This is a genomic window from Lysinibacillus sphaericus, assembly GCF_005217585.1.
Classification (GTDB): domain Bacteria; phylum Bacillota; class Bacilli; order Bacillales_A; family Planococcaceae; genus Lysinibacillus; species Lysinibacillus sphaericus.
Genome location: NZ_SZPT01000006.1, coordinates 19,404 through 44,695 on the forward strand (window position 1 = coordinate 19,404; position 25,292 = coordinate 44,695).

Genomic DNA, 25,292 nt, shown 5'->3' on the forward strand with positions numbered 1-25,292 from the left:
GTGCGAAATGGAGCATTTAACAAAAAACTTATTAGTAGGTATGAACCCCGAACAGGAAAAAGCAGTAAAAACAACTGAAGGGCCATTGCTAATTATGGCAGGCGCTGGTTCGGGCAAAACGAGAGTACTAACACATCGTATTGCGTACTTAATCATAGAAAAAGAAGTATACCCATCAAAGATTTTAGCGATTACGTTCACGAATAAGGCTGCTCGTGAAATGAGAGAGCGGATAGATGGCATTCTCGGAAATGGAACGGGCGACAGCATGTGGGTATCAACATTTCACTCGATGTGCGTACGCATTTTGCGCCGTAATATCGAGCAACTAGGTATTTCACGCAACTTCTCGATTTTAGATTCGACAGATCAGCTATCAGTTATTAAAAATGTCTTAAAAGATGAAAATATTGACCCTAAGCGTTTTGAACCACGTGCTATTTTAAATGCGATTAGTTCAGCAAAAAATGAATGCATAACTGCAGATGAATATGCAGCGCAAATCAATGAACATAATCCGTATGAAAAAACGGTTGCCCTTGTTTATAAAGGCTATGAAAAAAGATTACGACGCAATCAGTCACTCGATTTTGATGATTTAATCATGACAACGATTACCTTATTTAAACGAGTACCTGAAGTATTAGAATACTATCAAAATAAATTTCAATATATACATGTTGACGAATATCAAGATACTAATAAATCGCAATATTTATTAGTGCAATTACTTGCGAAAAAATTTAAAAATATTTGTGTCGTAGGGGATTCCGACCAATCCATTTATCGTTGGCGAGGCGCTGATATTGGCAATATTTTATCGTTCGAAAAAGATTATCCAAATGCTAAGGTCATTATGTTAGAGCAAAATTATCGCTCTACAAAGCGCATCCTCCAAGCGGCAAATGACGTCATTCAAAATAATACAAGCCGTTATCCGAAAGAGCTGCGCACAGAAAATGCACATGGTGAAAAAATTGCTTTATATAAAGCATATAATGAGCAGGAAGAAGCGCAGTTTGTCGTGCAAACAATCCAACAGCTTATGGAGAAGGAAAATCGTTCATTTGATGATTTCGCCATCTTATACCGTACAAATGCACAGTCTCGTGTGATGGAAGAAGTGCTTGTGAAGTCCAATATGGCGTATCAAATTGTGGGTGGTACAAAATTCTATGACCGTAAAGAAATAAAGGATTTATTGGCGTATTTACGTCTAATCGCCAACAATGACGATGATTTATCGCTTGCGCGTATTATCAACGAACCGAAGCGCAGTATTGGTGCTACCTCATTTGAAAAAATGGCACGCTATGCAATTGATCAGGATCGCTCCATTTTTGATGCGATGAATGATCTAATCTTTATGGGACTAACAGGAAAAGCTGCTGCTTCAGCGGAACATTTTTATGCAATGATTAAAGGTTTTACAGAAATGCAAAATTACTTATCTGTGACGGAAATCGTGGAACAAGTAATTGAGAAATCAGGCTATCGTGCGATGTTACAAAACGAAAAGTCCATTGAAGCGGAAAGTCGTTTAGAAAATATTGAGGAATTTTTATCTGTAACAAAAGCGTTTGAAGAACGCAGTGAAGATAAGAGCTTAATCGCCTTCTTGACGGACTTAGCTCTTATTGCCGATATCGATGCGCTTGACAAGGAAGATGCATCAAAAGGAAATATTATTTTAATGACGATGCATGCTGCAAAAGGATTAGAATTCCCTGTCGTTTTCATTATTGGCATGGAAGAAAATATTTTCCCTCACTCTCGTTCTTTAGACGACAACGATGAAATGGAAGAGGAACGACGACTGGCATATGTTGGCATTACACGGGCAGAGGAACGGTTGTATTTAACATGTGCACAATCGCGTACAATTTTTGGTCGTTCAAGCTTTAACAATGCTTCCCGTTTCTTACGTGAAATTTCAGAGGACATTTTAGAGTCAATTTCCAAAGGTGGTTCAAAACCTGAAGTACCATTTGCATCAAGTAATCGCTCGTCTAGTGGGTATTCAAAACGCACACTTGGCGCGCACCAGCATACACAACCAGCAACTGCACGCCTGCAAGCAACTGGAGGCGACCAATTCGGTTGGAAGGCTGGGGATAAAGCGTTTCATAAAAAATGGGGAACAGGTATGGTTGTTAGCGTAAAAGGTGAAGGTGATAGTACAGAACTTGATATCGCATTTCCACAACCAATCGGTATTAAGCGACTATTGGCGCAATTTGCACCTATTGAAAAAGCGTAAGCGGAGGAACTTAAATGAATGAAATTGAACAGCGCATAGCGGAGTTAAATAAATTATTGCATGAATATGGGCATGCGTATTACGTGCTAGATAACCCTCTAGTTGCAGATAGTGTATATGACCAACTATTACATGAACTCATTGCATTAGAAGAGGCAAATCCTTCACTTATTTATCCTGATTCACCAACACAACGTGTAGGCGGTGCAATCGTAGAAGGATTTAAGAAAGTGACGCATGATTATCCGATGCTAAGTCTGTCAAACGCATTTAATGAAGCGGACTTACAAGAGTTTGACCGTAAAATTCGTCAAGCAATCGGCGATCACTTTTCTTATGTTTGCGAATTAAAAATAGATGGTCTTGCTATTTCATTAAAATATGAGAATGGTGTTTTTGTACAAGGAGCTACACGCGGTGATGGCGTTGTAGGAGAAGATATAACAGCGAATTTAAAAACGATTCGTGCTGTGCCACTGCGCTTAAAAGAACCAATTACGATTGAAGTACGTGGCGAAGCCTATATGCCTAAAAAATCATTTGAAAAATTGAATGCCCAGCGAGCAGAAAATGGCGAAGAATTATTTGCAAATCCTCGCAATGCCGCTGCAGGTTCATTGCGTCAATTAGATCCTAAAATTGCCGCAAGTCGTCAATTATCAACCTTTATCTATGCAATTGGGGGAGATGGTGAGGCGTACGGAATTGATGGACATGGCGAAATGCTAGATTATTTAGAAGGAATCGGCTTCCCTTCAAATAAGGAGCGTCAACGTTGCGCGTCCATTGAGGAAGTAGTGTCCTTTATTGAATATTGGACAGAAAACAGACCGAATTTAGCCTATGAAATTGATGGTATTGTTATCAAAGTCGACCGTTTTGCACAGCAGGATGAACTCGGCTATACGGCAAAAAGTCCAAGATGGGCAATTGCCTACAAATTCCCCGCTGAAGAAGTTGTCACAACATTACTTGATATTGATTTAACAGTAGGGCGCACTGGCGTTGTCACACCAACTGCGATTTTAGCACCGGTACTGGTAGCTGGAACTACAGTGCAACGCGCCTCTCTACACAATGAAGATTTAATTCGCGAGAAGGATATTCGCATTGGAGATACCGTCATTATCCGAAAAGCTGGGGATATTATTCCTCAAGTAGTCGGAGTATTATTAGAGCAACGTCCCGAAGATTCAACTCCTTACGAAATACCGCCAAATTGCCCGGTATGTGATAGTGAGCTGATTCGAATTGAGGGGGAGGTTGCCTTACGCTGTGTGAATCCAGCTTGTTTTGCCCAAATTGCAGAGAGCATCAAGTACTTTGTCTCCCGTAACGCCATGAATATTGATGGGCTTGGAGAGAAGGTTGTCGAGCAACTGTTGCGCGCTGATTTAATTCATGATGTATCCGATTTATATCAGTTAACAGTGGAGCAATTAGTAGAGTTGGAACGAATGGGTGAGAAATCAGCTACCAACCTAGTGAAAGCTATTCAAGCATCTAAGGACAATTCGATGGAACGTCTATTGATTGGGTTAGGAATACGACATGTTGGAGAGAAGGCAGCGAAAATCGTGTCAGAGGAATTTGAGACGATGGAGGCGGTGATGGCTGCATCTGAAGAACAACTTGTTGCGATTCATGAAATTGGCGATAAAATGGCCTCGTCACTCGTTGAGTATTTTGCTAATGAAGATGCCCGTGCTGTTATTAAACGACTTGCTGAAGCGGGTGTCAATATGACATATAAAGGCAAAAAGGTGGAAGTAATCGTAGGAGACAATCCATTTGCAGGGAAAACAATCGTATTAACTGGTAAACTTGAGCAATTGACACGGAACGATGCAAAGGCGAAAATAGAAGAGTTAGGTGGAATTGTCACAGGCAGTGTTAGTAAGAAAACAGACCTTGTTATTGCTGGTTCGGATGCAGGTTCCAAACTAACGAAAGCACAACAACTAGGCATTGAAATTTGGAACGAAGATGACCTAATTGAGCAACTGACTTAACTCATTTAAAGTAAAGTTTCATAACGCAAGAAAACAGTAAAGCATGAAGAATATTTGCGCCCGAAAATTAGTGGCGTCAAATATAATTTGTCCAAGACGAATCTGATATTAGTAAAGGGGTACTAACATAATGAAGTCATTTCGACTCATTCCAGCAATTGTAGCTGCTGCAATGCTAGTCGGCTGTGTGCCTTCGAATAAGAAGGAGACAGAGCTTACACAGGAAACGCAACAGGAAAAAGCGGAAACAACGATTATTCCTAGTCTACAGATTGATGAATCTTTTTATAAAACACTCATTCCATATAAAGAAAGTGCAAGCCGTGGATTAGTCGTTTCAAATATTTACACGAAGTATGATATGAAGGAAGTTGAAACAGGGTTAATGCGTCTTTCTCAAAATGAGTTTGACACAGAAAATTATTACTTCCAAGAAGGGCAATATTTAGCTGAAAGCACAGTAAGCTCCTGGTTAGCGCGTAGTTCACAAACGGAGGATGGTTTAAATCCTCCGACAACAGACGCTATGACGCCAGAAGAACGTGCAACAAAAGCGCCGGTTTATTTGGCCCATATTGTCGAGCAAAACTACTTAAAGAAAACGGATGATAACAAAGTAAAACTAGGTGGTATTTCAATCGGGCTCGCTTTGAATTCTATTTATTATTATCAGAAAGAACAATATGGGGAGTATTACGAGGAGCCTATTCCGGAGTCTGCTCTTATTGAACAAGGCAAAAAGATGGCGGCTGAAATCGTTTCCCGTATGCGTACACGTGATGAACTAAAAGATGTACCGATTGTCGTAGGGCTATTTAAACAGCGAGCGCGCAATGAAATAATTCCAGGTACGTATTTTACTTATGGTGTTGCCAAAGAAGGGCAAAATGATATTGGCGATTGGCAGGCGCTAGATGAAGAATATGTGATGTTCCCTACAGATGACACACATGATGCATATCGAGATGTAAGTAATAATTTTAAAAACTTCAAACAAGATGTTGATAAATATTTTTCTAACTATACGAGTGTCATCGGCACTGGCTTCTATCAAAATAAAAAAATACAAAAGCTCTCAATTGAAATTCCAATCCAATTTTTCGGCACGGCTGAAATTATTGGTTTCACACAATATTTGACGGGCGTCCTTATCAATCAATTTGATAATATTAATGTCGAAGTGAGCATTACATCGGTTAATGGTCCAGAAGCTTTAATTATGAAAGAAGCGAATGATAAAGACCCATATGTACACGTGTATGAGTAAACAATAGTCAGCCTTGTGCTGGCTATTTTTTAATGAAATGAGAACAAGACATAGTATGTAATAAGCCTCAAAGTACGGAAATGCGCTATGGATGATGTTGTCCATTTCAACAATAGAAGACATCATAAGACAACACTTTGTCATAGTAGTGAAAGTTTCTATATTTTTGGTGAAAGTTGTGATTTTTAGTAGGAAAAATGTTATGATAATGGGCATGGTTAACTTTATTCAACCCTATTGTTATCGATAAAAACAATGAATTGGATAGTATTCGGAGGTGTGAACAATGGCAAAATTAACAAAAGAAGAGGTTAAGCACGTTGCGAATTTAGCACGTCTTGCAATTACAGAAGAAGAAGCGGAAAAATTTGCTGAGCAACTTGGGAAAATTACTGACTTTGCAGAGCAGTTAAACGAGTTAGATACTACAAATGTTGAACCAACAACACACGTTTTACCATTAGTAAACGTAATGCGTGAAGACGTGGCTACTAAAGGTTTAGACCGCGATGTAATGATGTTAAATGTAAAAGAACAAGAAGATGGTCAAGTAAAAGTACCAGCTATCATGTAATACTAAAACATAGGAGGATTCCTCATGACGTTATTTGAACGTTCAGCAAAGGAGCTACAAGCTGATATTAAAGCTGGTAAGCTAACAATCGCTGACTTAACAAAAGAAGCATATGAACGAGTGGCAAAGCTTGACGGCGATGTACAAGCTTTCCTTGCTTCAAACGAAGAAAAAGCAACTGCACAAGCAGCTGAAATGGACAAAGTACCATTTGAAAAACGTGGACCACTTTTTGGTCTTCCTATTGGCGTGAAAGACAATATCGTAACAGAAGGCTTAGAAACAACATGTGCTTCTAAAATTCTTGAAGGATTTATGCCAATATACGATGCAACTGTTGTAAATAAGCTACGCGAAGCTGGCATGATTACAATCGGAAAATTAAACATGGATGAGTTTGCAATGGGTTCTTCAAATGAAAACTCATACTATAAAACAACAAAAAATCCATGGAACTTGAACCACGTACCAGGTGGCTCATCAGGTGCATCTGCAGCAGCAGTAGCAGCAGGAGAAGTGCCATTTTCACTTGGTTCAGATACAGGTGGCTCAATCCGCCAACCTGCAGCATATTGCGGTGTCGTAGGGATGAAACCTACATATGGTCGTGTATCTCGTTTTGGACTAGTAGCATTTGCTTCTTCATTAGACCAAATCGGACCAATTACACGTAATGTTGAAGACAATGCGCTTCTATTAGAAGCCATTTCAGGCTTAGACCCTAACGATTCAACTTCAGCAAATGTAGAAGTACCAAACTTCGCAGCAGCACTAACTGGCGATGTCAAAGGCTTACGTATTGCTGTACCAAAAGAATTTTTAGGTGAAGGTGTTGGCGAAGCAGCACGTCAATCTGTACTGGATGCATTAGAAGTACTAAAAGGCTTAGGTGCAACAGTAGAAGAAGTATCACTTCCTCATTCTAAATATGCACTTGCAGCTTACTATATCCTATCTTCTTCTGAAGCTTCATCAAACCTTTCTCGTTTCGATGGGATCCGTTACGGCTTCCGTGCTGAAAACGTGACGAATTTAATGGACCTTTACAAAGAAACACGTGCGCAAGGCTTTGGTGATGAAGTAAAACGTCGTATCATGCTAGGAACATATTCTCTTAGCGCAGGTACTTATGACGCTTACTACAAAAAAGCGCAACAAGCACGTACACTTATCAAAGCAGACTACGACAAAGTATTCGAAGACTTTGATGTAATCATTGGACCTACTGCACCAACACCAGCATTTAAAATTGGTGAAAATGTAGATGATCCGATGACGATGTATGCCAACGATATTTTAACAATTCCTATGAACTTAGCAGGTGTGCCAGCCATTTCAATTCCATGTGGTTTTGAAAATGGTCTACCATTAGGCTTGCAAATTATCGGTAAATACTTCGATGAAGCAACAATTTACCGTGTAGCGCATGCATTCGAGCAAGCTACTGCGTTCCATAAAGAAGTTCCTCAAATTTGGGAGGGAAAATAACATGAACTTTGAAACAGTCATTGGTTTAGAAGTACACGTTGAGTTAAAAACAAACTCAAAAATCTTCTCGCCAGCGCCAGCTCACTTCGGTGCTGAACCAAATACAAACACAACAGTAATCGACCTAGGCTACCCTGGTGTCCTACCTGTCTTAAATAAAAATGTTGTAGATTTCGCAATGCGTGCAGCACTTGCATTAAACATGGAAATCGAACAAGAAACAAAATTTGACCGTAAAAACTACTTCTATCCAGATAATCCGAAAGCTTATCAAATTTCGCAATTCGATAAGCCGATCGGTAAAAACGGTTGGATTGATATTGAAGTAGATGGTTATACAAAACGTATCGGTATTACACGTCTTCATATGGAAGAAGATGCTGGTAAACTAACGCATGCTGGTGACCACTCACTTGTGGACTTTAACCGTCAAGGGACGCCGCTTGTAGAAATCGTGTCTGAGCCAGATATTCGCACAGCAAATGAAGCGTATGCCTACCTTGAAAAATTAAAATCCATTATCCAATATACAGATGTTTCAGACTGTAAAATGGAAGAAGGTTCACTGCGCTGTGATGCCAACATTTCGATTCGCCCATATGGCCAAGAGGAATTCGGTACAAAAACAGAGCTTAAAAACCTGAACTCATTCAACTACGTACGTCGTGGGATTGAGCACGAAGAGTTACGCCAAGCGGACGTATTACTTTCAGGTGGCGTGATTGATCAAGAAACGCGTCGCTTTGATGAAAAAACAGGTAAAACAATTTTAATGCGCGTGAAAGAAGGAACAGATGATTATCGTTACTTCCCAGAGCCTGACTTGGTGCGTCTGTCAATCGACGATGAATGGTTAGAGCGCGTTAAATCAGAAATTCCTGAACTGCCAGATGCTCGTAAAAAACGCTATGTTGAAGAATTAGGCTTAACACCTTATGACGCGGGCGTGCTTGTTATTTCTAAAGAAATTTCGGATTTCTTTGAAGCGATGGTAGCTGATGGTGCAGATGCAAAACTTTCAGCTAACTGGTTAATGGGCGATGTTTCAGCTTATTTAAATGCTGAACAAAAAGATTTAAAAGATACAGCATTAACACCAGAAAACCTTGCTGGTATGGTGAAGTTAATTACGGACGGTACAATTTCTTCTAAAATCGGTAAAAAAGTATTTGCTGAATTAGTAGAAAATGGCGGTTCAGCTGAAGACATTGTAAAAGCAAAAGGTTTAGTTCAAATTTCAGATGAGAGTGCCTTATTAGCAATTGTTACAGAAGTATTAGATAACAATGCACAATCAATAGAGGACTTTAAAAATGGTAAGGATCGTGCAATTGGCTTCTTAGTCGGTCAAATTATGAAAGCGACAAAAGGCCAAGCGAACCCACCAATGGTTAATAAATTATTACAACAAGAAATTGCTAAACGCTAATTTTTTGCTATTACAACGAGTCAAGAAAGTGTCTTCACTTTCTTGGCTTTTTAAATGTAAAGACTGTACATACTAACAAAAAGTAGCACTTAATAGTTGTCTAAAAAGAGTATTCATAGCAAAATATAGAATAGAAACAATCACATCACTTAAAAAGGGGATAGTATATGAAAACTGAGCAACAATATTTTGAAGAAGCCATTTCAATTCAACAATATATGGATCAGATGACGACGCTAAAAGAAGATAGCTTTCTAATTTATGATGGTTTTGAAGTGCCAACAAACGATGGTTTTGTAACGTTACTGAAGGACAAGCAACCAAAAATTTTAACCATTACAGAAGATTGGTGCGGCGATGCAATGCTAAATAATCCAATTATTCGCCGTGTTGCTGAAGCAGCTGGATTAGATATGCGTACAGTTTTCCGTGATGCAGATACAGATTTAATCGACCGTTATTTAACAAATGGTGGACGCGCGATTCCGATGTATATTTTATTAAATGATTCGGGACAAGTGATAGGTAAATGGGGACCACGTGCGCCAGAGTTACAGGATATTGTTGTGAACAAAAGAGCGACGTTGCCAGATAAAGAAGACCCGAATTTTGAGGAAGCACAAAAATCGCTTTACGCTGAAATTCGTGAAGACAATATTACTAACAAAACAAATTGGACTTATGTATATGAAGATTTCAAAAAACATGTAACAGCAGCATTACAAAAATAAAACACTTTGTTTAGCGCCAGAGGTGTTTGCACTGGCGTAGTAATAGTAGTGCAACATTTCAACGAAAAATTCGTTGAAAGTATTAGAATCTTATGAAGCAGGAAGGTATGTTATGAAACGAGCAAGAATCATTTATAATCCTACATCTGGGCGAGAAGTGTTTAAAAAGCATCTACCAGAAGTATTGGAGAAACTAGAGGTAGCAGGCTATGAGACATCTTGTCACGCAACAACTTGTGAAGGTGATGCAATAGAGGCAGCAAAAAATGCAGTAGAACGTGGATTTGATATTATCATAGCAGTTGGTGGCGATGGGACGTTAAATGAAGTTGTTTCTGGTGTAGGCCAATTCGAAAAACGTCCGAAAATTGGTCTAATTCCTATGGGGACAACGAACGATTTTGCACGTGCTGTCCATATACCACGAAATATTGATGAAGCCGTTGATATTATTATTAAAGGCGATACCTTACCAGTTGATGTTGGATTGTTAAATGGAGAACGCTATTTCATCAATATTGCTGCTGGAGGACGTATTACTGAGCTAACGTACGAAGTACCTAGCAAAATGAAAACAATGCTTGGACAGCTTGCCTACTATTTAAAAGCAGTTGAAATGATTCCATCTATTAAGGCATCACATATGCGTATTGAATATGATGGTGAAGTATTCGATGGCGATGCCATGATGTTTTTATGTGGCTTAACGAATTCAGTAGGAGGCTTTGAAAAGCTTGCACCAGATGCGAGCATAAACGATGGCTACTTCACATTAATAGTATTAAAAAAAGTAAGCTTGCCAGAATTTATTCAACTTGCAGCAATGGCTTTACGAGGCGAGCATTTAAAGGATGATCGCGTTATTTATAAAAAAGCAAGTGTCGTAAAAGTAACGACGGATAGTGAAGTTCATTTAAATTTAGATGGTGAATATGGTGGAGATGCGCCTGCGACTTTTGAAAACTTAAAACGCCATATTGAAATTTTTGTACCAATTGAAGATATTCGTGAGGAAGACCGTATTTAGATTAACAAAAAGCGTAAATTTTATTTTATAAATTTACGCTTTTTGTATTTTATTTCCATATAATAAAGGGTTGTGAACGAATTAAGAAAAATGTTTGGCAAATGTGCGTATATTACTTGAACAAAATTTGAAACCTTTATAATAGGCCGAAATATCGGACCATTATAAAGGTTTTTTTCGTTGGAATAGTGGAAAATATGGGTATGGGAAAGGGAAAGGAAGTGGTGCAGTTGTATAAGTCACAGGAAAAAAAGCTTATTTGGTTAAGTTTTGGTGTTGCAATTATCATGCTACTTTCCATACTTGGAAGAATATTTGGAAGTTAGGAGGGCAATGAGATGATTAATGAATCAGCAGTCTTTTGGAGTCGTGCGTTAACGGAGCTTACGTTATCATTCCACATCATTTATGCAACGATTGGTGTCGGTGTGCCGTTAATGATCATGATTGCACAATGGACTGGATATAAAAAGAATGATGAACATTATATTTTGATGGCGCGACGTTGGGCACGAGGTTTCGTCATTACCGTTGCTGTAGGAGTCGTAACAGGAACAGCTATTGGATTGCAATTATCGTTACTATGGCCGAATTTTATGCAACTTGCAGGGCAAACGATAGCATTACCGCTCTTTATGGAAACCTTTGCATTTTTCTTTGAAGCCATTTTCTTAGGAATTTATTTATATACATGGGATCGCTTTGATAGCCAGAAAAAGCATATGTTACTCCTAATACCTGTTGCAGTTGGTGCATCCATGTCAGCTGTCTTTATCACAATGGTAAATGCCTTTATGAACGCACCTCAAGGCTTTGATATTGTGGACGGACAGCTTGTAAATATTCAACCATTTCTAGCAATGTTTAACCCGGCTATGCCAACAAAAGTTGCGCATGTTCTCGTTACAGCCTATATGACATCAGCATTCGTCTTGGCAGCCATTGCAGGTTACCGTATGCTCAAAGGCTCAGATCATGTTTACCATAAAAAGTCTCTATTTTTACTGATGAAAATCGGTTTAGTTTCATCAATTGCAGCAGCAATTATAGGCGATTTCTCAGGTAAATACTTAGCGGAATACCAACCAGAAAAATTAGCAGCGGCTGAATGGCATTTTGAAACAACAGATAAAGCTTCATTGGTTTTATTCGGTGTATTGGATGGCGAGGAAGTTAAGTATGCCATCAAGGTTCCTTATGCTTTAAGTATACTAGCACGCAATAATCCAAATGCAGAAGTTATTGGTTTAGATCAATATGCGGAGGAAGACAGACCACCACTTTATATACACTATCTTTTTAATATTATGGTCTTTATCGGCATGTTTATGGTATTAGTGTCTTTCCTTTACGTAGTAGGGAAACCACGAGGTTGGCGCTTTATTCATGCACGATGGTTTAGATGGATTATTGTAGCAGGTGCTCCACTGTCAATTATTGCGATTGAAGCCGGTTGGTGGCTTGCGGAAGTTGGACGTCAACCGTGGATATTATACGGTATTATGCGCACACCAGAAGGCGCTACAACGAGCGATCATGTAGATTTAATGATGCTGTTATTCACAGGTGTGTATACTGTACTTGGAATAGGAAGTACAGTCGTATTAGTTCGTATGTTTAAAAAGAATCCGATTGAACGTGAAATTGAAGATCGGCATACAGAAAAGGGCGGTGACATCATATGACATTAGAAGTGCTAGGAATTTCAGTTTTATGGATATTCCTTTTCGGTTATGTGATGGTGGCATCTATTGATTTTGGGGCAGGATTTTTCAATGCTTACAGTTTACTTATTGGAAAAAATCATGTCATAACTAATATTATTAAGCGTTATTTATCGCCTGTATGGGAAGTAACAAATGTCTTTTTAGTATTTTTCTTTGTAGGGATTGTAGGATTCTTTCCACAAACCGCCTTCTATTATGGAACGATTTTGCTTGTTCCAGTCAGCATTTCTTTAGTGTTGTTGGCAATTCGAGGGTCGTATTATGCATTTGAGGCGTACGGGGCACGCGGACATATTGGTTACACGCTGACATATGGCGTATCAGGTTTATTGATTCCAGCTTCGCTCTCTGTTGTCTTTGCTATTGCAGGTGGCGGTTATGTAGACATTGTGGAAGGGCAACCTGTATTGAATTATTGGACATTATATACAAGTACATTTGCTTGGAGTATTGTCGTATTAAGTATAGCGGCTGTTCTTTATATATCTGCAGTATTTTTAACGTGGTATGCACATAAAGCAACCGATGTAGAGGCTACAAATTTAATGCGAAAATACGCCCTTATTTGGGCAGCACCTTTAATGATTAGTGCACTTGGTATTATGTATGAGATGAAATCCATTAACCCTGAAAGCTATCAGCATATGGTTAATTTATGGTGGATGTTTGCTATTTCTGCCGTATTATTTATCATTACAGTGATATTACTATGGATGCGAAAAAATTACGGTCTTGCAGTAGGATTATTAATCGCTCAGTTCGCGGTAGCATTTTTCGCCTATGGCATCGCACAATATCCATATTTACTGTATCCGTATTTAACAATTTACGATAGCTTCACAAGCACGCAAATGGCCATTGCATTAGTCATCGTCTTTATTTTAGGATTATGCTTACTTCTGCCTTCGCTTTATTTATTGTTGAAATTATTCCTATTCAACAAAAATTACGTGACAGGAAAAGAAGACCATCATGCATAGGGGGATATAGGTATGGAAAAAATCGAAATATTTTATGCGCCGTTTATAGTCGTCATTATTAGTATCATCATTATGTTTTGGTGGGCACCAAAGGATGATTATGTAAGAAAAAATAACAAAGAGAGTCGCGAATAGCGGCTCTTTTTTAGCAAAATTAGCACAACCTGATAAATTCAAGCCTTGTTCTTTTTTCCTCCGCTATCACATGCTACAATAAGGAGATTGAAATGGAGGATGTACGAATGTCAGCACCCGTAAAAAAGAATGACCAACTTACAGTTTATATAGAAGATTTAACACATGATGGCAATGGTGTCGCAAAAGTGGACGGCTATCCATTATTTATCCAAGGGGCTTTACCGAATGAAACAGCAGAAGTCCATGTTTTAAAAACATTAAAAAATTATGGCTTTGCAAAAGTCTTGGATATTTTAAAGCCTTCACCTGATCGAGTAGAAGCACCTTGTGATTATTTCAAGCAATGTGGGGGCTGTCAGTTACAGCACTTATCGTATGAAGGTCAGTTAAAGTGGAAGGAAAATATGGTGCGTAATGTTATGCAACGTCTAGGCAAAATCGACGCACCCGTTTTACCAGTGAAAGGGATGGAGGAACCATGGCAATATCGTAATAAGGCCCAAATTCCATTTTCCACAAATGACGCCGGTCAAGTGATTGCTGGTTTTTACAAAACAAAATCCCATACCATTGTCGATATGGATCGCTGTCTCATTCAAACGGGCGAGGCAGACGCAATTCTTTCTGGTCTTAAAAAAGAATTAACAGCTATCGGCATGCAACCATACAATGAGGCATCACATGAAGGCATGCTACGTCACGTCGTAATCCGTACAGCACGTGCAACAGGTGAGGTCATGGTTGTACTTGTGACGAAAAAGAAAAAATTCCCGCAAAAAGATGCCGCTGTAGCGAGCATACTAAAGCTAGTACCAAATGTTACATCCATTATGCAAAACATCAATAGCGATAAAACAAACGTTATTTTTGGTGATGAAACGATTAACCTTTGGGGCAAAGACGTCATTATTGACGCTATCGGCGATGTACGCTTTGAAATTTCAGCACGTTCTTTCTATCAGGTAAATCCACAGCAAACCGAAGTGCTTTACAAGCAAGCGCTTGACTATGCTGATTTACAAGGACATGAACGTGTCATTGATGCCTATTGCGGCATCGGTACCATCTCTTTATTCCTAGCACAAAAAGCAAAAGCGGTGATGGGTGTTGAAATTGTACCCCAAGCTATTGAAGATGCAAAACGCAATGCAGAGCTAAACGGCTTTACCAATACGTACTTCGAGGCAGGCCCAGCAGAGGAAGTCATTCCACGCTGGTATAAGGAAGGCAAGGAAGCGGATGTCCTAGTTGTCGACCCACCACGTAAAGGATGCGACGAAGCCCTTTTACAAACGATTTTAGAGCAGCGTCCTAAACGCGTAGTATACGTATCATGTAACCCAGCCACACTCGCACGCGACCTACGCATCTTGGAAGATGGCGGATACAAAACACAAGAAATACAACCAGTTGATATGTTCCCGCATTCTACACATTGTGAGGCTGTTGCGTGGTTGGCGTTAGTTTAATATACAGGGGACACATATATTATTGATTGATTCGAAAAATTTAACAGCATTCCTATAAAACTTGAAAAAGTAGATATTTTCAATACAGACCTTGATTTTGCAAATAACTTTTGCGAAATTGGGGTCTTTTCATATGGAACTTAATTGGAAAATAAGAATGTTCAGCCTATAGGATTAGTACATAGATTTCCATCCGTTCTTTCTAGGAAAGGAACTACTTATATAATCTATTTTATGAAGATTTCCTATCTTAACACCGGAAATCAGTTGCATTTTATAGGGGCTTTTCAGAAGCTTTGTGATTTGTTATAAGGCTCTAATTTCATGAGGATTTAGAGAATAATTTTTAATTTTACCTCATAATAAAATATGTTGTCAACAATAAGTTTGTGATTTTTATAAAAAATGTTATAATAGTCTTATAATTGTTTTTTTAAATCGTATTTCGAATTCCGCTGACCTTTTTTGCAGATAGAATTTGGATACGTTTTTTTAATATCCCTTATTAAGACGAAGAAAAAAATTAAAACAGTTATGTGGGCTTTTTGAGGTAGGTAGTTGAATTAAATGATTAATTGACTATCTAATAGTAACCGAGGTTTTATTCCATAAGGAGGACTAGAATAATGAATCTAATTAATAAAAAAGTTACACATAAGCGTTTTGGCATGGGTAGTATCGTTAAACATAATGAGTCCATTATTGAAATACATTTTGCAACAGAAAATAAAATGTTTGTTTTTCCTGATGTATTTGGAAAGTACTTAAAATTACATGATAAAAGTGATGCTCAGTTAATTGAAAAAATAATACAAAAAAAGGAAATTGAACGTAAGGAAGAAGAAATGAGGAAGGAAGAAGAAAAAAAACTGCAACGAAGAAACCAAAAACTTCGCTTAGAACACGAAAAACTGATGAAACATCATAAACTGCATCCAGAATCTCAAATGGTTTTTAAATGTGACACAGAAGAACAGACTAGTTCTTTGTTAGAGTGGAAGGTTTTTTCAGGCGCTATAAAAAGTGGTAATAACAAAGGAAAGCCAAACAAACCTAACCGCATGCACCAAAATAGCGCTGTCCTATTAACAGCATTAGATTCCGGCATGTCTGAAAAAGACAGACGTATTTTAGGTGTCTATATGGTGAATGAAGATTTTATCGGTAAGCTGTGTGAAGATGGGAATATTCCGGCCCATTCAAAATACAGACTCCAACTTACAGAACAGGAATCGAATCAGCTACTTTTTTGGAAATATTATATAGATAAAAAATACCCTAACAAAATGACATGGAATACAGGTAAATACCGTTATTTTGATAATTTATGGATGGCTCAAATTTTACTTGATATCGTTTCATTGAAAAGTGAACCAACAGAACGAGAGCTTGCACAACAATTTTTAAAACATTTTTGTAAAATGAATCAGATAACAGTTCATGATTTACCAAAGCCGAATGGGGCATTATTGCGTATTTAGACGTTATCCCAAAGATAATAAGAATGACAGGGAACTGACATGTTTCTATACAATCATTTATCAAAAACGAATTCTTATTAATGGGATTCGTTTTTTTGTATGAAATATAAATAAGATCTACTGATTTATGTATTTTTAGTTTTTGTCAAAAAAGCCAAGGATTTAATATCAATCCGTGGCTTTTTTTATTGAGTAGATGCAGTTTATTTATGTTGTTCGCCAATATGATTGAAAAGGGAGGCGGTCAATTCTCTTCGGATTTGCTTAATATGCTTTTCCATTAGTTGTTTGGCTTGCGTGGCATCACCGGCTGCGATGGCCAAGTAAATTTCTTTATGTTCATCTATAGTTTCTTGCGTACGGTCTAAGTCTTTCAAGCGCTGTGTTCGGGTCACACGGATTGTATCTTGCATATGTTCGCTAAGGGTTTGAAATAATTGCGAGAAGATTGAATTATGAGCAGCGAGAACGATATTAATATGGAAGCTTAAATCAGCTTGAATACCTAGTTCCACGTCATTTTTTACTTGATTCATCATTTCCAATGCTTGCCCAATTCGTTCTAAATCTTCAGAAGTGGCTCGTTGTGAAGCTAAAAAGGCACATTCTACTTCAAGTGTTTGGCGAAGCTCTAGCATTTCATAAATAAGTTTTTTTTCTGTTTTTAAAATGGTAGAGGAAAGCTCTTGTCCTAATGAATGGCATTCAGGTGATTTCAGAAAACTGCCACTGCCTTGTTTAATGTCTATAATTCCTTTTATTTCAAGCTTTCGCAGTGCCTCTCTAACCGATGTTCGACTTACATTAAAGCGACTCGCTAATTCTCTTTCCGTCGGTAGTTTTTCTCCAGGCTGTAATTCTCCATTTAAAAAATATTCCTGTATTTGATCTACAATAACTTGATAAGCTTTTTTCTTTGGTTGCAGCATTTCCTATGTCCTTCCCCTCAATTACATAGTAAAAGTATAAACGCTTTAATCATACAGAATTCCCACCTCGTTAGCAATGAAAGAAAATTATTAATTATTGATATTTTCTGAATATTAAGTATAATAAAAATGGTTGGACCAATTTTAATATTTATGAAGATTGGTACAACCTATTCATTTATCATTCATGACTTTGGGAAAATGGGAGAAAAAAAGGGGAGAATAAAATGATGGCAAGTGTAACAAATGAACAATTGGTGAGCGCGCTACAAGGTGTTCTGTCAGAAAGCCAAGTAACAATCAATCAAACAATTTTAGAACAACATAGTAGTGATGAATCTTATCATCAAGCTAGTTTGCCGGATATCGTTGTGTTTCCAACAACAACTGAACAAGTGAGTCACATACTAACTATTGCAAATCAATATAAATTTCCAATTGTCCCATTTGGCAGAGGAACAAGCTTGGAAGGACATGTAATTCCTTATGAACAAGGGATTACCATTGATTTTTCAGACATGAACAACATAGTAGAAGTGAGAGAGAAGGACTTTCTCGTAAAAGTTCAACCAGGGGTAACGCGTTCGCAGTTAAATAAAGAGTTAAAAAAATACGGTTTGTTTTTTTCAGTGGACCCTGGGGCAGATGCAACACTAGGTGGAATGGCCGCGACAAATGCGAGTGGCACAACGTCTGTTAAATATGGAGTAATGCGCGATCAAGTTCGAGATTTAGAAGTTGTGCTGTCAGATGGTACGGTTATTCATACCGGTAATTTAGCGGAAAAATCATCATCTGGCTTTCATTTGAACGGTCTTTTTGTAGGGTCTGAAGGAACGCTCGGTTGCTTTACGGAATTGACGCTAAAAGTTTATGGACTTCCTGAATATGTAATGGCTGCTCGAGCATCTTTCAAAACAGTCAATGATGCAGTCGAAGCAGTCGTTAGTATTTTACAGGCCGGAATTCCAATCGCAAGAGTCGAACTGGTTGATGAACCTTCTATGAAACAAGTGAACTTGCATAGTAAAACAGCTTATGAGGAGCAACCAACGTTATTTTTAGAGTTTCATGGAAATGAAGCTGGTTTAAAGCAAGACGTTGATTTTATGAAAGAAATTGTAGCAGAGCATAATTGTCAAAATATAGTTTTTGAGACTGACAATGCAGCGCGAAATCAGCTATGGGAAGCTCGCCATAATTTAGCTTACGCCTATGTCCATGGACATCCAGGAAAAAAACTGATGGTGACAGATGTTTGTTTACCGATTTCTGAGTTAGCAGGGGCTATTGAACATGCAAGAAAAACACTGAATATGTTTGCTCTTACAGGGGGGATTGTTGGACATGTCGGTGATGGCAATTTCCATGTTCTTTTAATGATTGATATGCAGGATGCTAATGACATAGCAAAGGCGGATGAATTTAATGAATTAATTGTTATGTATGCGCTTGAACGAGGGGGAACTTGTACAGGAGAGCATGGTGTCGGTATAGGGAAACAGAAATACCAAGAGAAAGAACATGGGAAAGCACTGCTTGTGATGGAAAAGATTAAACAAGCGCTTGATCCGGATGCACTGTTGAATCCAAATAAAATATTAAAAATAAAGAAATAGGGAGTGGGAATATGAAAATATTAGAAGCGATTAGTACGATAGCTGGAAAATACTTTGCGCTATGGGTCATCTGCATAGCTGTTATTGCTTTTATCATTCCCGACCCATTTTTACTATTTGGGGGCTATATTACAATTTTGCTCGGCATCGTTATGTTTGGTATGGGACTAACGTTGAAAGCGGTTGATTTCAAATTAATTTTAACGAATCCAGTGCCCGTTATTATTGGTGTTTGTGCTCAATATCTTATTATGCCGCTGACTGCTTTTTCCATTGCCTATATCATGAACTTACCCGCAGAATTAGCGGCAGGGCTTGTTCTTCTCGGTTCAGTTCCAGGGGGTACTGCTTCGAACGTCATGGTGTATTTAGCGAAGGGCAATGTCCCATTATCCATTACGATGACTTCCTTTTCAACGTTATTAGCGCCAATTGCCACACCATTCATACTACTATTACTTGCAGGTAAATGGATGCCGGTCGATCCAATGGCAATGTTTACTTCTATTATTCAAGTGATTATTTTGCCGATTATTTTGGGCATCGTCATACGAAAATTTGCTCCACAGATTGTAGAAAAGAGCATTAACGTCATTCCTCTTATCTCAGTAGTGGCTATTATCATTATTGTCTCTGCGGTTGTTGCTGGCAATGTTGATAGCATAGCATCGGCAGGATTTATTATTTTTACGGCAGTAATGCTTCATAATGCATTTGGACTGCTGCTTGGCTATTTAACAGCGCTGCTATTAGGACTTGATGAAAGTAATCGGAGAGCGATTTCCATTGAAGTGGGGATGCAAAACTCTGGTCTTGGGGTAGCATTAGCCACTGCCCATTTTGGTCCGTTAGCTGCCTTACCGAGTGTTCTTGGTGCAGTGTGGCATAATATTTCCGGTCCAATTCTTGCCACTTATTGGTCGAAAAAAACGGAAAACATTGAACATCAGCTTAGTGAAAAAATACAAGAAAGCAACGTCGAAACACAAGTATAAGAGATGGTAGACGTTATCAATATAAATAAGACAAGAACGAATTCCAATTTTGCTGGATTCGTTCTTCTTTTTGCTCGTTATAGGTATGTTACGATCGATTTCTTTTAGGATAAATCTTTTCACAAATAAATGTATTGTCAAAGGTTAGTAAAACTAATGTTTGTAGGATGTTTTTATGGCAAGCATAGCAGCAGTAGTGAGAAACGAAACTTATTCTCTTGCAATATCGTCTACAACTTGACAGAAGTGCGAAAACGGGAGTATTATACATTAGCTACCGAAAAAAAGCTATAGTGAAGTAATAATTTTCCGAAATTTATACGAACAATCTAACATTAGATTTCTATTAATAAGTAATAGGTAGGTGCAGAAATGAAAAGTCTAATAAGTAAAAAAAGTGACTTATTAAACAGTTTTTTAGGGATATATATAGTAGCTGTAGTCATGTTATGGATGAAAACATACATCACGCAAACAGCACAATTTGATCTAGGTGTAGAAGGAGCACTTCAACATTTCCTTTTACTCTTAAATCCACTAGGTTCAGCAATGCTATTTTTAGGGATTGCTTTTTTAATTAGAGGAAAGAGAAGATATACATTACTGCTTGCTATTTACACGCTGATGTCAATTCTTTTATATGCTAATGTAGTGTATTACAGATTTTTTAGTGATTTTATTACATTACCGACCATTTTCCAAACGCAAAACTTTGGCGATTTAGGTGGTAGTATTCTTTCATTATTAAAACCTTATGATATTTTGTTCTTTGTGGATGTCGTTGTCATGTTTTATTTACGATTCTCAAGCAAAGTTCGAAAAGAAACAAAATCATTTGGATATAAAAAAGCAATGACGATTATTGCTTTTGCATTAATCGTATCAGTTGTCAATTTAGGATTAGCTGAGGCTAGTCGCCCTCAACTATTAACGCGAGGGTTTGATAGAAACTATATTGTGAAATATTTAGGTATGTATAACTATACGATTTATGACTCAGTAGAAACGATGAAAGCTTCCTCACAAAGAGCGTTGGCTGATAGTAGTGATATTACCGAAGTAATTAACTATACAAAATCGAACTACGCTAATCCGAATGCAAAATATTTTGGTGCAGCAAAAGGAATGAACGTAATTTATTTACACTTAGAATCATTCCAAAACTTCCTAATCGACTATAAATTAAACGGTCAAGAAGTTACACCATTTTTAAATTCATTAGCAAAAGATAATCATACATTGTATTTCGATAATTTCTTCCATCAAACAGGTCAAGGTAAAACGTCTGATGCAGAATTTATGTTAGAAAACTCTTTATTCGGATTACCACAAGGTTCTGCTTATATTACAAAAGCACAAAATACGTATCAAGCAGCACCAAGTATTTTAAAAGATTATGGTTATACATCGGCTGTCTTCCACGGTAACAACGGAAGCTTCTGGAACCGAAATGTTATATATAAATCATTTGGATTTGATAAGTTTTATGATGCAAGTTATTATGACACAGCCTCTTCAGATAACATGGCTGAATATGGTTTGTTAGATAAACCGTTCTTTGAACAATCGCAAAGCTTTTTAAATTCTTTACCACAACCGTTTTATACTAAATTAATTACGGTAGGGAACCATTATCCATATAAAATGAATCAAGACTTAGTAACAATCGATAAAGCGAATACAGGCGATGCAAGTGTAGATAATTATTTCCAAACAGCACGCTATGCCGACGAAGCAATTGAACAAATGTTTAATCAACTAAAAGAATCAGGTTTATATGATAATTCAATGATTGTTCTTTATGGTGACCATTATGGTATTTCAGACAATCATAATGCAGCAATGGAACAAGTTTTGGGGAAAGAAATTACACCATATGAAAGTGCTAATTTACAACGTGTCCCATTATTTATTCATGTTCCAGGTATGCAAGGTGGTATCAACCATACGTATGGTGGTCAAACAGACTTGCTTCCAACACTTTTACATTTACTAGGAATTGATACGCAAAACTTTATTCAATTCGGTTCAGATTTATTATCAGATGAGCATAATGAAATTGTGCCATTTAGAAATGGCGATTTTGTGAGTCCAGAGATTTATTCAATTAATGAAAAATTTTATGATAATAAAACTGGATTACTACTAGATGATAGTCAACTAGAGGCAGCACAAGCTATTAAAAAAGAAGTAGATTTTAAATTAGGCTTATCTGACAAAGTAGTGAATGGTGATTTACTGCGATTTTATAAACCAACAGGTTATACGCCAGTAGATCCTTCAAAGTACAATTACAACAAAGATGACAGTATAGAAGCTAAATAATAATTAGTAGGCAGTTCAAGATGATGAGTTTGATATCACGAAGTTTATGATATTGTACCGTTAGCTAGGACTGCCTTTTCGCTTTTTAACACGAGCTGCTAGTGCATAGTATTTCCTGATTTTAGAAGTTAGAAATCTAATTAAAGTAGGAACTGTATGAAGATAAATAACAAAAGCTAGGTTATACTATAATAATGACTTTATTGCTGAAACTAGCATTACGGTGTTAAGGACGATTCGTTTTTAGAAGTAGAAGCAATGAAGTTTTAGGGGATAAGTGAATAACCGAATATCCTATAATGAGAGGGTTTGAAGTAAAATATGACGAATAATTTTTGGCGGGATTTACCGCGACCATTTTTTGTACTTGCTCCAATGGAAGATGTGACGGATGTTGTGTTTCGTCATGTCGTAAGTAAAGCAGGTAGACCAGATGTATTTTTTACCGAGTTTACAAATTCAGATAGCTATTGTCATCCAGAGGGTCAGAAAAGTGTGCGAGGACGTTTGCTTTTTACTGAAGATGAACAGCCTATGGTTGCTCACATATGGGGAGATAATCCTGAATATTTTAGACAAATGAGTATTGGTATGGCGGAGCTTGGTTTTAAAGGTGTTGATATTAATATGGGCTGTCCTGTACCGAATGTGGCTTCACGAGGCAAGGGAAGCGGTCTTATTTTACGTCCTGATGTTGCTGCGGAACTTATTCAAGCAGCGAAAGCGGGTGGACTGCCTGTCAGTGTGAAAACAAGACTTGGCTTCACAGAAGTGGATGAGTGGCAGGAATGGCTTACACATATTTTAAAACAAGATATCGCTAACTTATCAATCCATTTGCGTACGAGAAAAGAAATGAGCCAAGTAGAAGCACACTGGGAGCTAATTCCGGAAATTAAAAAATTACGAGATCAAATTGCACCAAATACGCTATTAACAATCAATGGAGACATCCCTGACCGTGCAACAGGTATGAAGCTAGTTGAACAATATGGTGTGGATGGCGTGATGATTGGACGAGGTATTTTTAAAAACCCATTTGCTTTTGAAAAAGAGCCAAAGGAACATAGTAGTAAAGAATATCTTGATCTTTTAAGATTACAGCTTGATCTTCAAGATCAATATGCTGAGGAGCTACCACGCTCAGTTACTGCGCTGCATCGCTTTTTCAAAATCTATGTTAAAGGATTCCGCGGGGCAAGTGAATTAAGAAATCAGTTAATGAATACAAAGACAACGGATGAAGTACGCGAATTGCTCAATCAATTTGAATAGGTGCCAGTCACTCAAACAATTCTAAATTGTTTGAGTGACTGGCACGTACTACATTCTTACTACGTAGTATCTTAATATTACTTATATTTACCTAATATTCTTTAGATAATACTACTAGTGTCGACAAAAATTGACATGTAATTTATAATGTAAAATTGTAATAATGTTAGTATTATTTTAAGAAAATGAAAAGGCAAACTTACTGAAAGGTAAGGACGCAAAGCTACGAGTCTAAAATCCTATTGGGATTATGATAGTCGGGTTGCCAAAATAATAAACGATTATTTGGCTATCCTTAATTTTTATAATAAGGGTAGTTTTTATTTTCCTAAAAGGAGACAAATTAAAGAACTATAGCGTTAATAAAGTCTTGTTAGTATAGGATAGTAAAAAAACTATATGAAAAAGGAGATTAAAAATGTTAGTCGTTGATAAACCGAAATATAATATGGCGATTTATGAAGCAAAAAAAGAAGTACACGTTCAAGTTCATGGGTTTATTAAAACAGAGCTTGTAGAGGAATATATAAAAGATTTGGAAGAGACTGTGGCGAAAGTACCAAAAAAATCCTATACCTTTGTAGTTGATGCAACGTATCAATCACCTGTTCCATCTAAAGTTTCAGCGGAACTAGGGCAAACATTAATGTTTTACGCATCACTTGGCTTCAAAGATATCTATATTGTCAATCCAGCCTCTAAAATTGCCTATGTGCAAGTGAGAAATGCTTTAGAGGGAGTGAATTTCCCAGGAACAGTAGTTGACAATGTATCACAATTAGCAACACGATAGTTTTTAAATCACTAGAAGCATATTTGGAGGAATTTATGATGCCAACATTACAAGATGTATATACATATGAAATCATTACAAAAGACCAACCAGACTTAATTGAAAAAGCGGCAACATGTTTAGCAAAAACATTTGTTGGAGTAGATGTAGCCGGTAAATGGGTGCAAGAACCGATAATCGGGTACTCCTTAAAATTACCTTATGATGATTTCTACCAATTCACGAAAGAATACATTGAAGACAATGTGCATCAAGGATACTGTGTTGTTGCGCTCGATGCAGAGCGTAATGTAGTAGGCGCTTTAGTTGGAGATACAAACGCACTGGAAATACATGAAGGTCCTATTTTTAGTGGCACGTTTTCTGATATGAATATAGTGATGGATGTATTAGAGGATATCGATGTTCGTTTCTTAAATGACTATAAACAACGTTATGGAAAAGAAATGGAAGATAATGAAGTGCTGCATTTATTTTTATTAGGTGTCATCGCTGAGCACAATCGCCATGAAATTGTACAAACGTTAGGTGATATTTTAGTTCAAAAAGCATCTGAAGAAGGGTTAAGACTGGTGTTAGCTGAAGCAACAAATCCGAAGTCAATGAGCTTGTTACAGAAGTATCATGGATTTGAAAAGTATGTAAATGTTGAAGGGGATTTCATTGTTCATAAATACGAAAGCAATGAGCATTTAAACGATATCCCAGCGACTGTAGCTGATGGAATTTATATTATTGTAAAAGAGTTATAAAACATCATAGGTAGAGAGAAT

General features: G+C 37.5%; 20 protein-coding genes and 1 riboswitch. Of the genes, 19 read left to right on the top strand and 1 reads right to left on the bottom strand.

Going from position 1 to position 25,292, the window contains the following annotated elements:
* Positions 1 to 7: 7 nt before the first annotated feature.
* From pcrA to FC748_RS18665, 13 genes are all read left to right on the top strand, one after another.
* Positions 8 to 2,260, top strand: a complete 2,253-nt coding sequence (gene pcrA / locus FC748_RS18610) for a DNA helicase PcrA (RefSeq protein WP_108031139.1) — start codon at positions 8 to 10, stop codon at positions 2,258 to 2,260.
* A gap of 14 nt (positions 2,261 to 2,274) precedes the next feature.
* Positions 2,275 to 4,272: an NAD-dependent DNA ligase LigA gene (ligA, locus tag FC748_RS18615; protein WP_108031138.1), complete on the top strand. Its 1,998-nt coding sequence runs from the start codon at positions 2,275 to 2,277 to the stop codon at positions 4,270 to 4,272.
* 130 nt (positions 4,273 to 4,402) lie between these two features.
* On the top strand, positions 4,403 to 5,539 hold the full coding sequence (locus FC748_RS18620; protein ID WP_024364472.1) for a CamS family sex pheromone protein: 1,137 nt from the start codon (positions 4,403 to 4,405) through the stop codon (positions 5,537 to 5,539).
* 286 nt (positions 5,540 to 5,825) lie between these two features.
* Positions 5,826 to 6,113 carry an Asp-tRNA(Asn)/Glu-tRNA(Gln) amidotransferase subunit GatC gene (gatC, locus tag FC748_RS18625; protein ID WP_024364473.1) on the top strand — a complete coding sequence of 96 codons (288 nt, stop codon included), beginning with the start codon at positions 5,826 to 5,828 and terminating at the stop codon, positions 6,111 to 6,113.
* A gap of 24 nt (positions 6,114 to 6,137) precedes the next feature.
* Entirely contained in the window at positions 6,138 to 7,601 is a 1,464-nt protein-coding gene (gene gatA / locus FC748_RS18630) for an Asp-tRNA(Asn)/Glu-tRNA(Gln) amidotransferase subunit GatA (protein ID WP_024364474.1), read from the top strand.
* 1 nt (position 7,602) lies between these two features.
* A complete protein-coding gene (gene gatB, locus FC748_RS18635; protein WP_024364475.1) occupies positions 7,603 to 9,030 on the top strand; it encodes an Asp-tRNA(Asn)/Glu-tRNA(Gln) amidotransferase subunit GatB in 1,428 nt (475 codons plus the stop codon).
* 167 nt (positions 9,031 to 9,197) lie between these two features.
* Positions 9,198 to 9,761 carry a thioredoxin family protein gene (locus tag FC748_RS18640; protein WP_108031137.1) on the top strand — a complete coding sequence of 188 codons (564 nt, stop codon included), beginning with the start codon at positions 9,198 to 9,200 and terminating at the stop codon, positions 9,759 to 9,761.
* Between the two features lie 112 nt (positions 9,762 to 9,873).
* Entirely contained in the window at positions 9,874 to 10,788 is a 915-nt protein-coding gene (locus tag FC748_RS18645) for a diacylglycerol kinase (RefSeq protein ID WP_024364477.1), read from the top strand.
* A 338-nt stretch (positions 10,789 to 11,126) separates the two neighbouring features.
* Complete coding sequence (locus FC748_RS18650; protein ID WP_024364478.1) at positions 11,127 to 12,473, top strand: cytochrome ubiquinol oxidase subunit I; 1,347 nt, start codon at positions 11,127 to 11,129, stop codon at positions 12,471 to 12,473.
* Complete coding sequence (locus tag FC748_RS18655; protein ID WP_024364479.1) at positions 12,470 to 13,495, top strand: cytochrome d ubiquinol oxidase subunit II; 1,026 nt, start codon at positions 12,470 to 12,472, stop codon at positions 13,493 to 13,495. Before FC748_RS18650 ends, FC748_RS18655 begins: the two co-directional genes overlap by 4 nt.
* A gap of 12 nt (positions 13,496 to 13,507) precedes the next feature.
* Entirely contained in the window at positions 13,508 to 13,630 is a 123-nt protein-coding gene (cydS, locus tag FC748_RS22490) for a cytochrome bd oxidase small subunit CydS family protein (RefSeq protein WP_274519755.1), read from the top strand.
* A gap of 107 nt (positions 13,631 to 13,737) precedes the next feature.
* On the top strand, positions 13,738 to 15,102 hold the full coding sequence (gene rlmD / locus FC748_RS18660; protein ID WP_108031146.1) for a 23S rRNA (uracil(1939)-C(5))-methyltransferase RlmD: 1,365 nt from the start codon (positions 13,738 to 13,740) through the stop codon (positions 15,100 to 15,102).
* Positions 15,103 to 15,728: 626 nt separating this feature from the next.
* Positions 15,729 to 16,583: a malate synthase gene (locus tag FC748_RS18665; protein ID WP_108031136.1), complete on the top strand. Its 855-nt coding sequence runs from the start codon at positions 15,729 to 15,731 to the stop codon at positions 16,581 to 16,583.
* A 203-nt stretch (positions 16,584 to 16,786) separates the two neighbouring features.
* On the opposite strand, the gene FC748_RS18670 is transcribed toward FC748_RS18665, so the two are convergent.
* The gene (locus FC748_RS18670; RefSeq protein ID WP_108031135.1) at positions 16,787 to 17,512 is read right to left on the bottom strand and encodes a FadR/GntR family transcriptional regulator; all 726 of its coding nucleotides are present in this window, start codon (positions 17,510 to 17,512) and stop codon (positions 16,787 to 16,789) included.
* 230 nt (positions 17,513 to 17,742) lie between these two features.
* Between FC748_RS18670 and FC748_RS18675 the strand changes: the two genes are divergently transcribed.
* The 6 genes from FC748_RS18675 to FC748_RS18700 all read left to right on the top strand — a co-directional run bounded on the left by FC748_RS18675 (position 17,743) and on the right by FC748_RS18700 (position 25,271).
* A complete protein-coding gene (locus tag FC748_RS18675; protein WP_108031145.1) occupies positions 17,743 to 19,131 on the top strand; it encodes an FAD-binding oxidoreductase in 1,389 nt (462 codons plus the stop codon).
* Positions 19,132 to 19,142: 11 nt separating this feature from the next.
* A complete protein-coding gene (locus tag FC748_RS18680; RefSeq protein ID WP_108031134.1) occupies positions 19,143 to 20,126 on the top strand; it encodes a bile acid:sodium symporter family protein in 984 nt (327 codons plus the stop codon).
* Positions 20,127 to 20,498: 372 nt separating this feature from the next.
* Complete coding sequence (ltaS, locus tag FC748_RS18685; protein WP_108031133.1) at positions 20,499 to 22,451, top strand: lipoteichoic acid synthase; 1,953 nt, start codon at positions 20,499 to 20,501, stop codon at positions 22,449 to 22,451.
* 321 nt (positions 22,452 to 22,772) lie between these two features.
* Entirely contained in the window at positions 22,773 to 23,726 is a 954-nt protein-coding gene (locus FC748_RS18690; RefSeq protein WP_029747424.1) for a tRNA dihydrouridine synthase, read from the top strand.
* A gap of 182 nt (positions 23,727 to 23,908) precedes the next feature.
* Positions 23,909 to 23,996: riboswitch (cyclic di-GMP riboswitch) on the top strand.
* Positions 23,997 to 24,144: 148 nt separating this feature from the next.
* The gene (locus FC748_RS18695; RefSeq protein ID WP_024364486.1) at positions 24,145 to 24,519 is read left to right on the top strand and encodes a hypothetical protein; all 375 of its coding nucleotides are present in this window, start codon (positions 24,145 to 24,147) and stop codon (positions 24,517 to 24,519) included.
* A gap of 38 nt (positions 24,520 to 24,557) precedes the next feature.
* Positions 24,558 to 25,271 carry a hypothetical protein gene (locus FC748_RS18700; RefSeq protein ID WP_024364487.1) on the top strand — a complete coding sequence of 238 codons (714 nt, stop codon included), beginning with the start codon at positions 24,558 to 24,560 and terminating at the stop codon, positions 25,269 to 25,271.
* The last annotated feature ends 21 nt before the right edge of the window (positions 25,272 to 25,292 follow it).

Excerpts from the sequence above, each read along its gene's own strand:
- pcrA (WP_108031139.1), top strand. The coding sequence starts at position 8 with ATGGAGCATTTAACAAAAAACTTATTAGTAGGTATGAACCCCGAACAG.
- ligA (WP_108031138.1), top strand. The coding sequence starts at position 2,275 with ATGAATGAAATTGAACAGCGCATAGCGGAGTTAAATAAATTATTGCAT.
- FC748_RS18620 (WP_024364472.1), top strand. The coding sequence starts at position 4,403 with ATGAAGTCATTTCGACTCATTCCAGCAATTGTAGCTGCTGCAATGCTA.
- gatC (WP_024364473.1), top strand. The coding sequence starts at position 5,826 with ATGGCAAAATTAACAAAAGAAGAGGTTAAGCACGTTGCGAATTTAGCA.
- gatA (WP_024364474.1), top strand. The coding sequence starts at position 6,138 with ATGACGTTATTTGAACGTTCAGCAAAGGAGCTACAAGCTGATATTAAA.
- gatB (WP_024364475.1), top strand. The coding sequence starts at position 7,603 with ATGAACTTTGAAACAGTCATTGGTTTAGAAGTACACGTTGAGTTAAAA.
- FC748_RS18640 (WP_108031137.1), top strand. The coding sequence starts at position 9,198 with ATGAAAACTGAGCAACAATATTTTGAAGAAGCCATTTCAATTCAACAA.
- FC748_RS18645 (WP_024364477.1), top strand. The coding sequence starts at position 9,874 with ATGAAACGAGCAAGAATCATTTATAATCCTACATCTGGGCGAGAAGTG.
- FC748_RS18650 (WP_024364478.1), top strand. The coding sequence starts at position 11,127 with ATGATTAATGAATCAGCAGTCTTTTGGAGTCGTGCGTTAACGGAGCTT.
- FC748_RS18655 (WP_024364479.1), top strand. The coding sequence starts at position 12,470 with ATGACATTAGAAGTGCTAGGAATTTCAGTTTTATGGATATTCCTTTTC.
- cydS (WP_274519755.1), top strand. The coding sequence starts at position 13,508 with ATGGAAAAAATCGAAATATTTTATGCGCCGTTTATAGTCGTCATTATT.
- rlmD (WP_108031146.1), top strand. The coding sequence starts at position 13,738 with ATGTCAGCACCCGTAAAAAAGAATGACCAACTTACAGTTTATATAGAA.
- FC748_RS18665 (WP_108031136.1), top strand. The coding sequence starts at position 15,729 with ATGAATCTAATTAATAAAAAAGTTACACATAAGCGTTTTGGCATGGGT.
- FC748_RS18670 (WP_108031135.1), bottom strand. The coding sequence starts at position 17,512 with ATGCTGCAACCAAAGAAAAAAGCTTATCAAGTTATTGTAGATCAAATA.
- FC748_RS18675 (WP_108031145.1), top strand. The coding sequence starts at position 17,743 with ATGGCAAGTGTAACAAATGAACAATTGGTGAGCGCGCTACAAGGTGTT.
- FC748_RS18680 (WP_108031134.1), top strand. The coding sequence starts at position 19,143 with ATGAAAATATTAGAAGCGATTAGTACGATAGCTGGAAAATACTTTGCG.
- ltaS (WP_108031133.1), top strand. The coding sequence starts at position 20,499 with ATGAAAAGTCTAATAAGTAAAAAAAGTGACTTATTAAACAGTTTTTTA.
- FC748_RS18690 (WP_029747424.1), top strand. The coding sequence starts at position 22,773 with ATGACGAATAATTTTTGGCGGGATTTACCGCGACCATTTTTTGTACTT.
- FC748_RS18695 (WP_024364486.1), top strand. The coding sequence starts at position 24,145 with ATGTTAGTCGTTGATAAACCGAAATATAATATGGCGATTTATGAAGCA.
- FC748_RS18700 (WP_024364487.1), top strand. The coding sequence starts at position 24,558 with ATGCCAACATTACAAGATGTATATACATATGAAATCATTACAAAAGAC.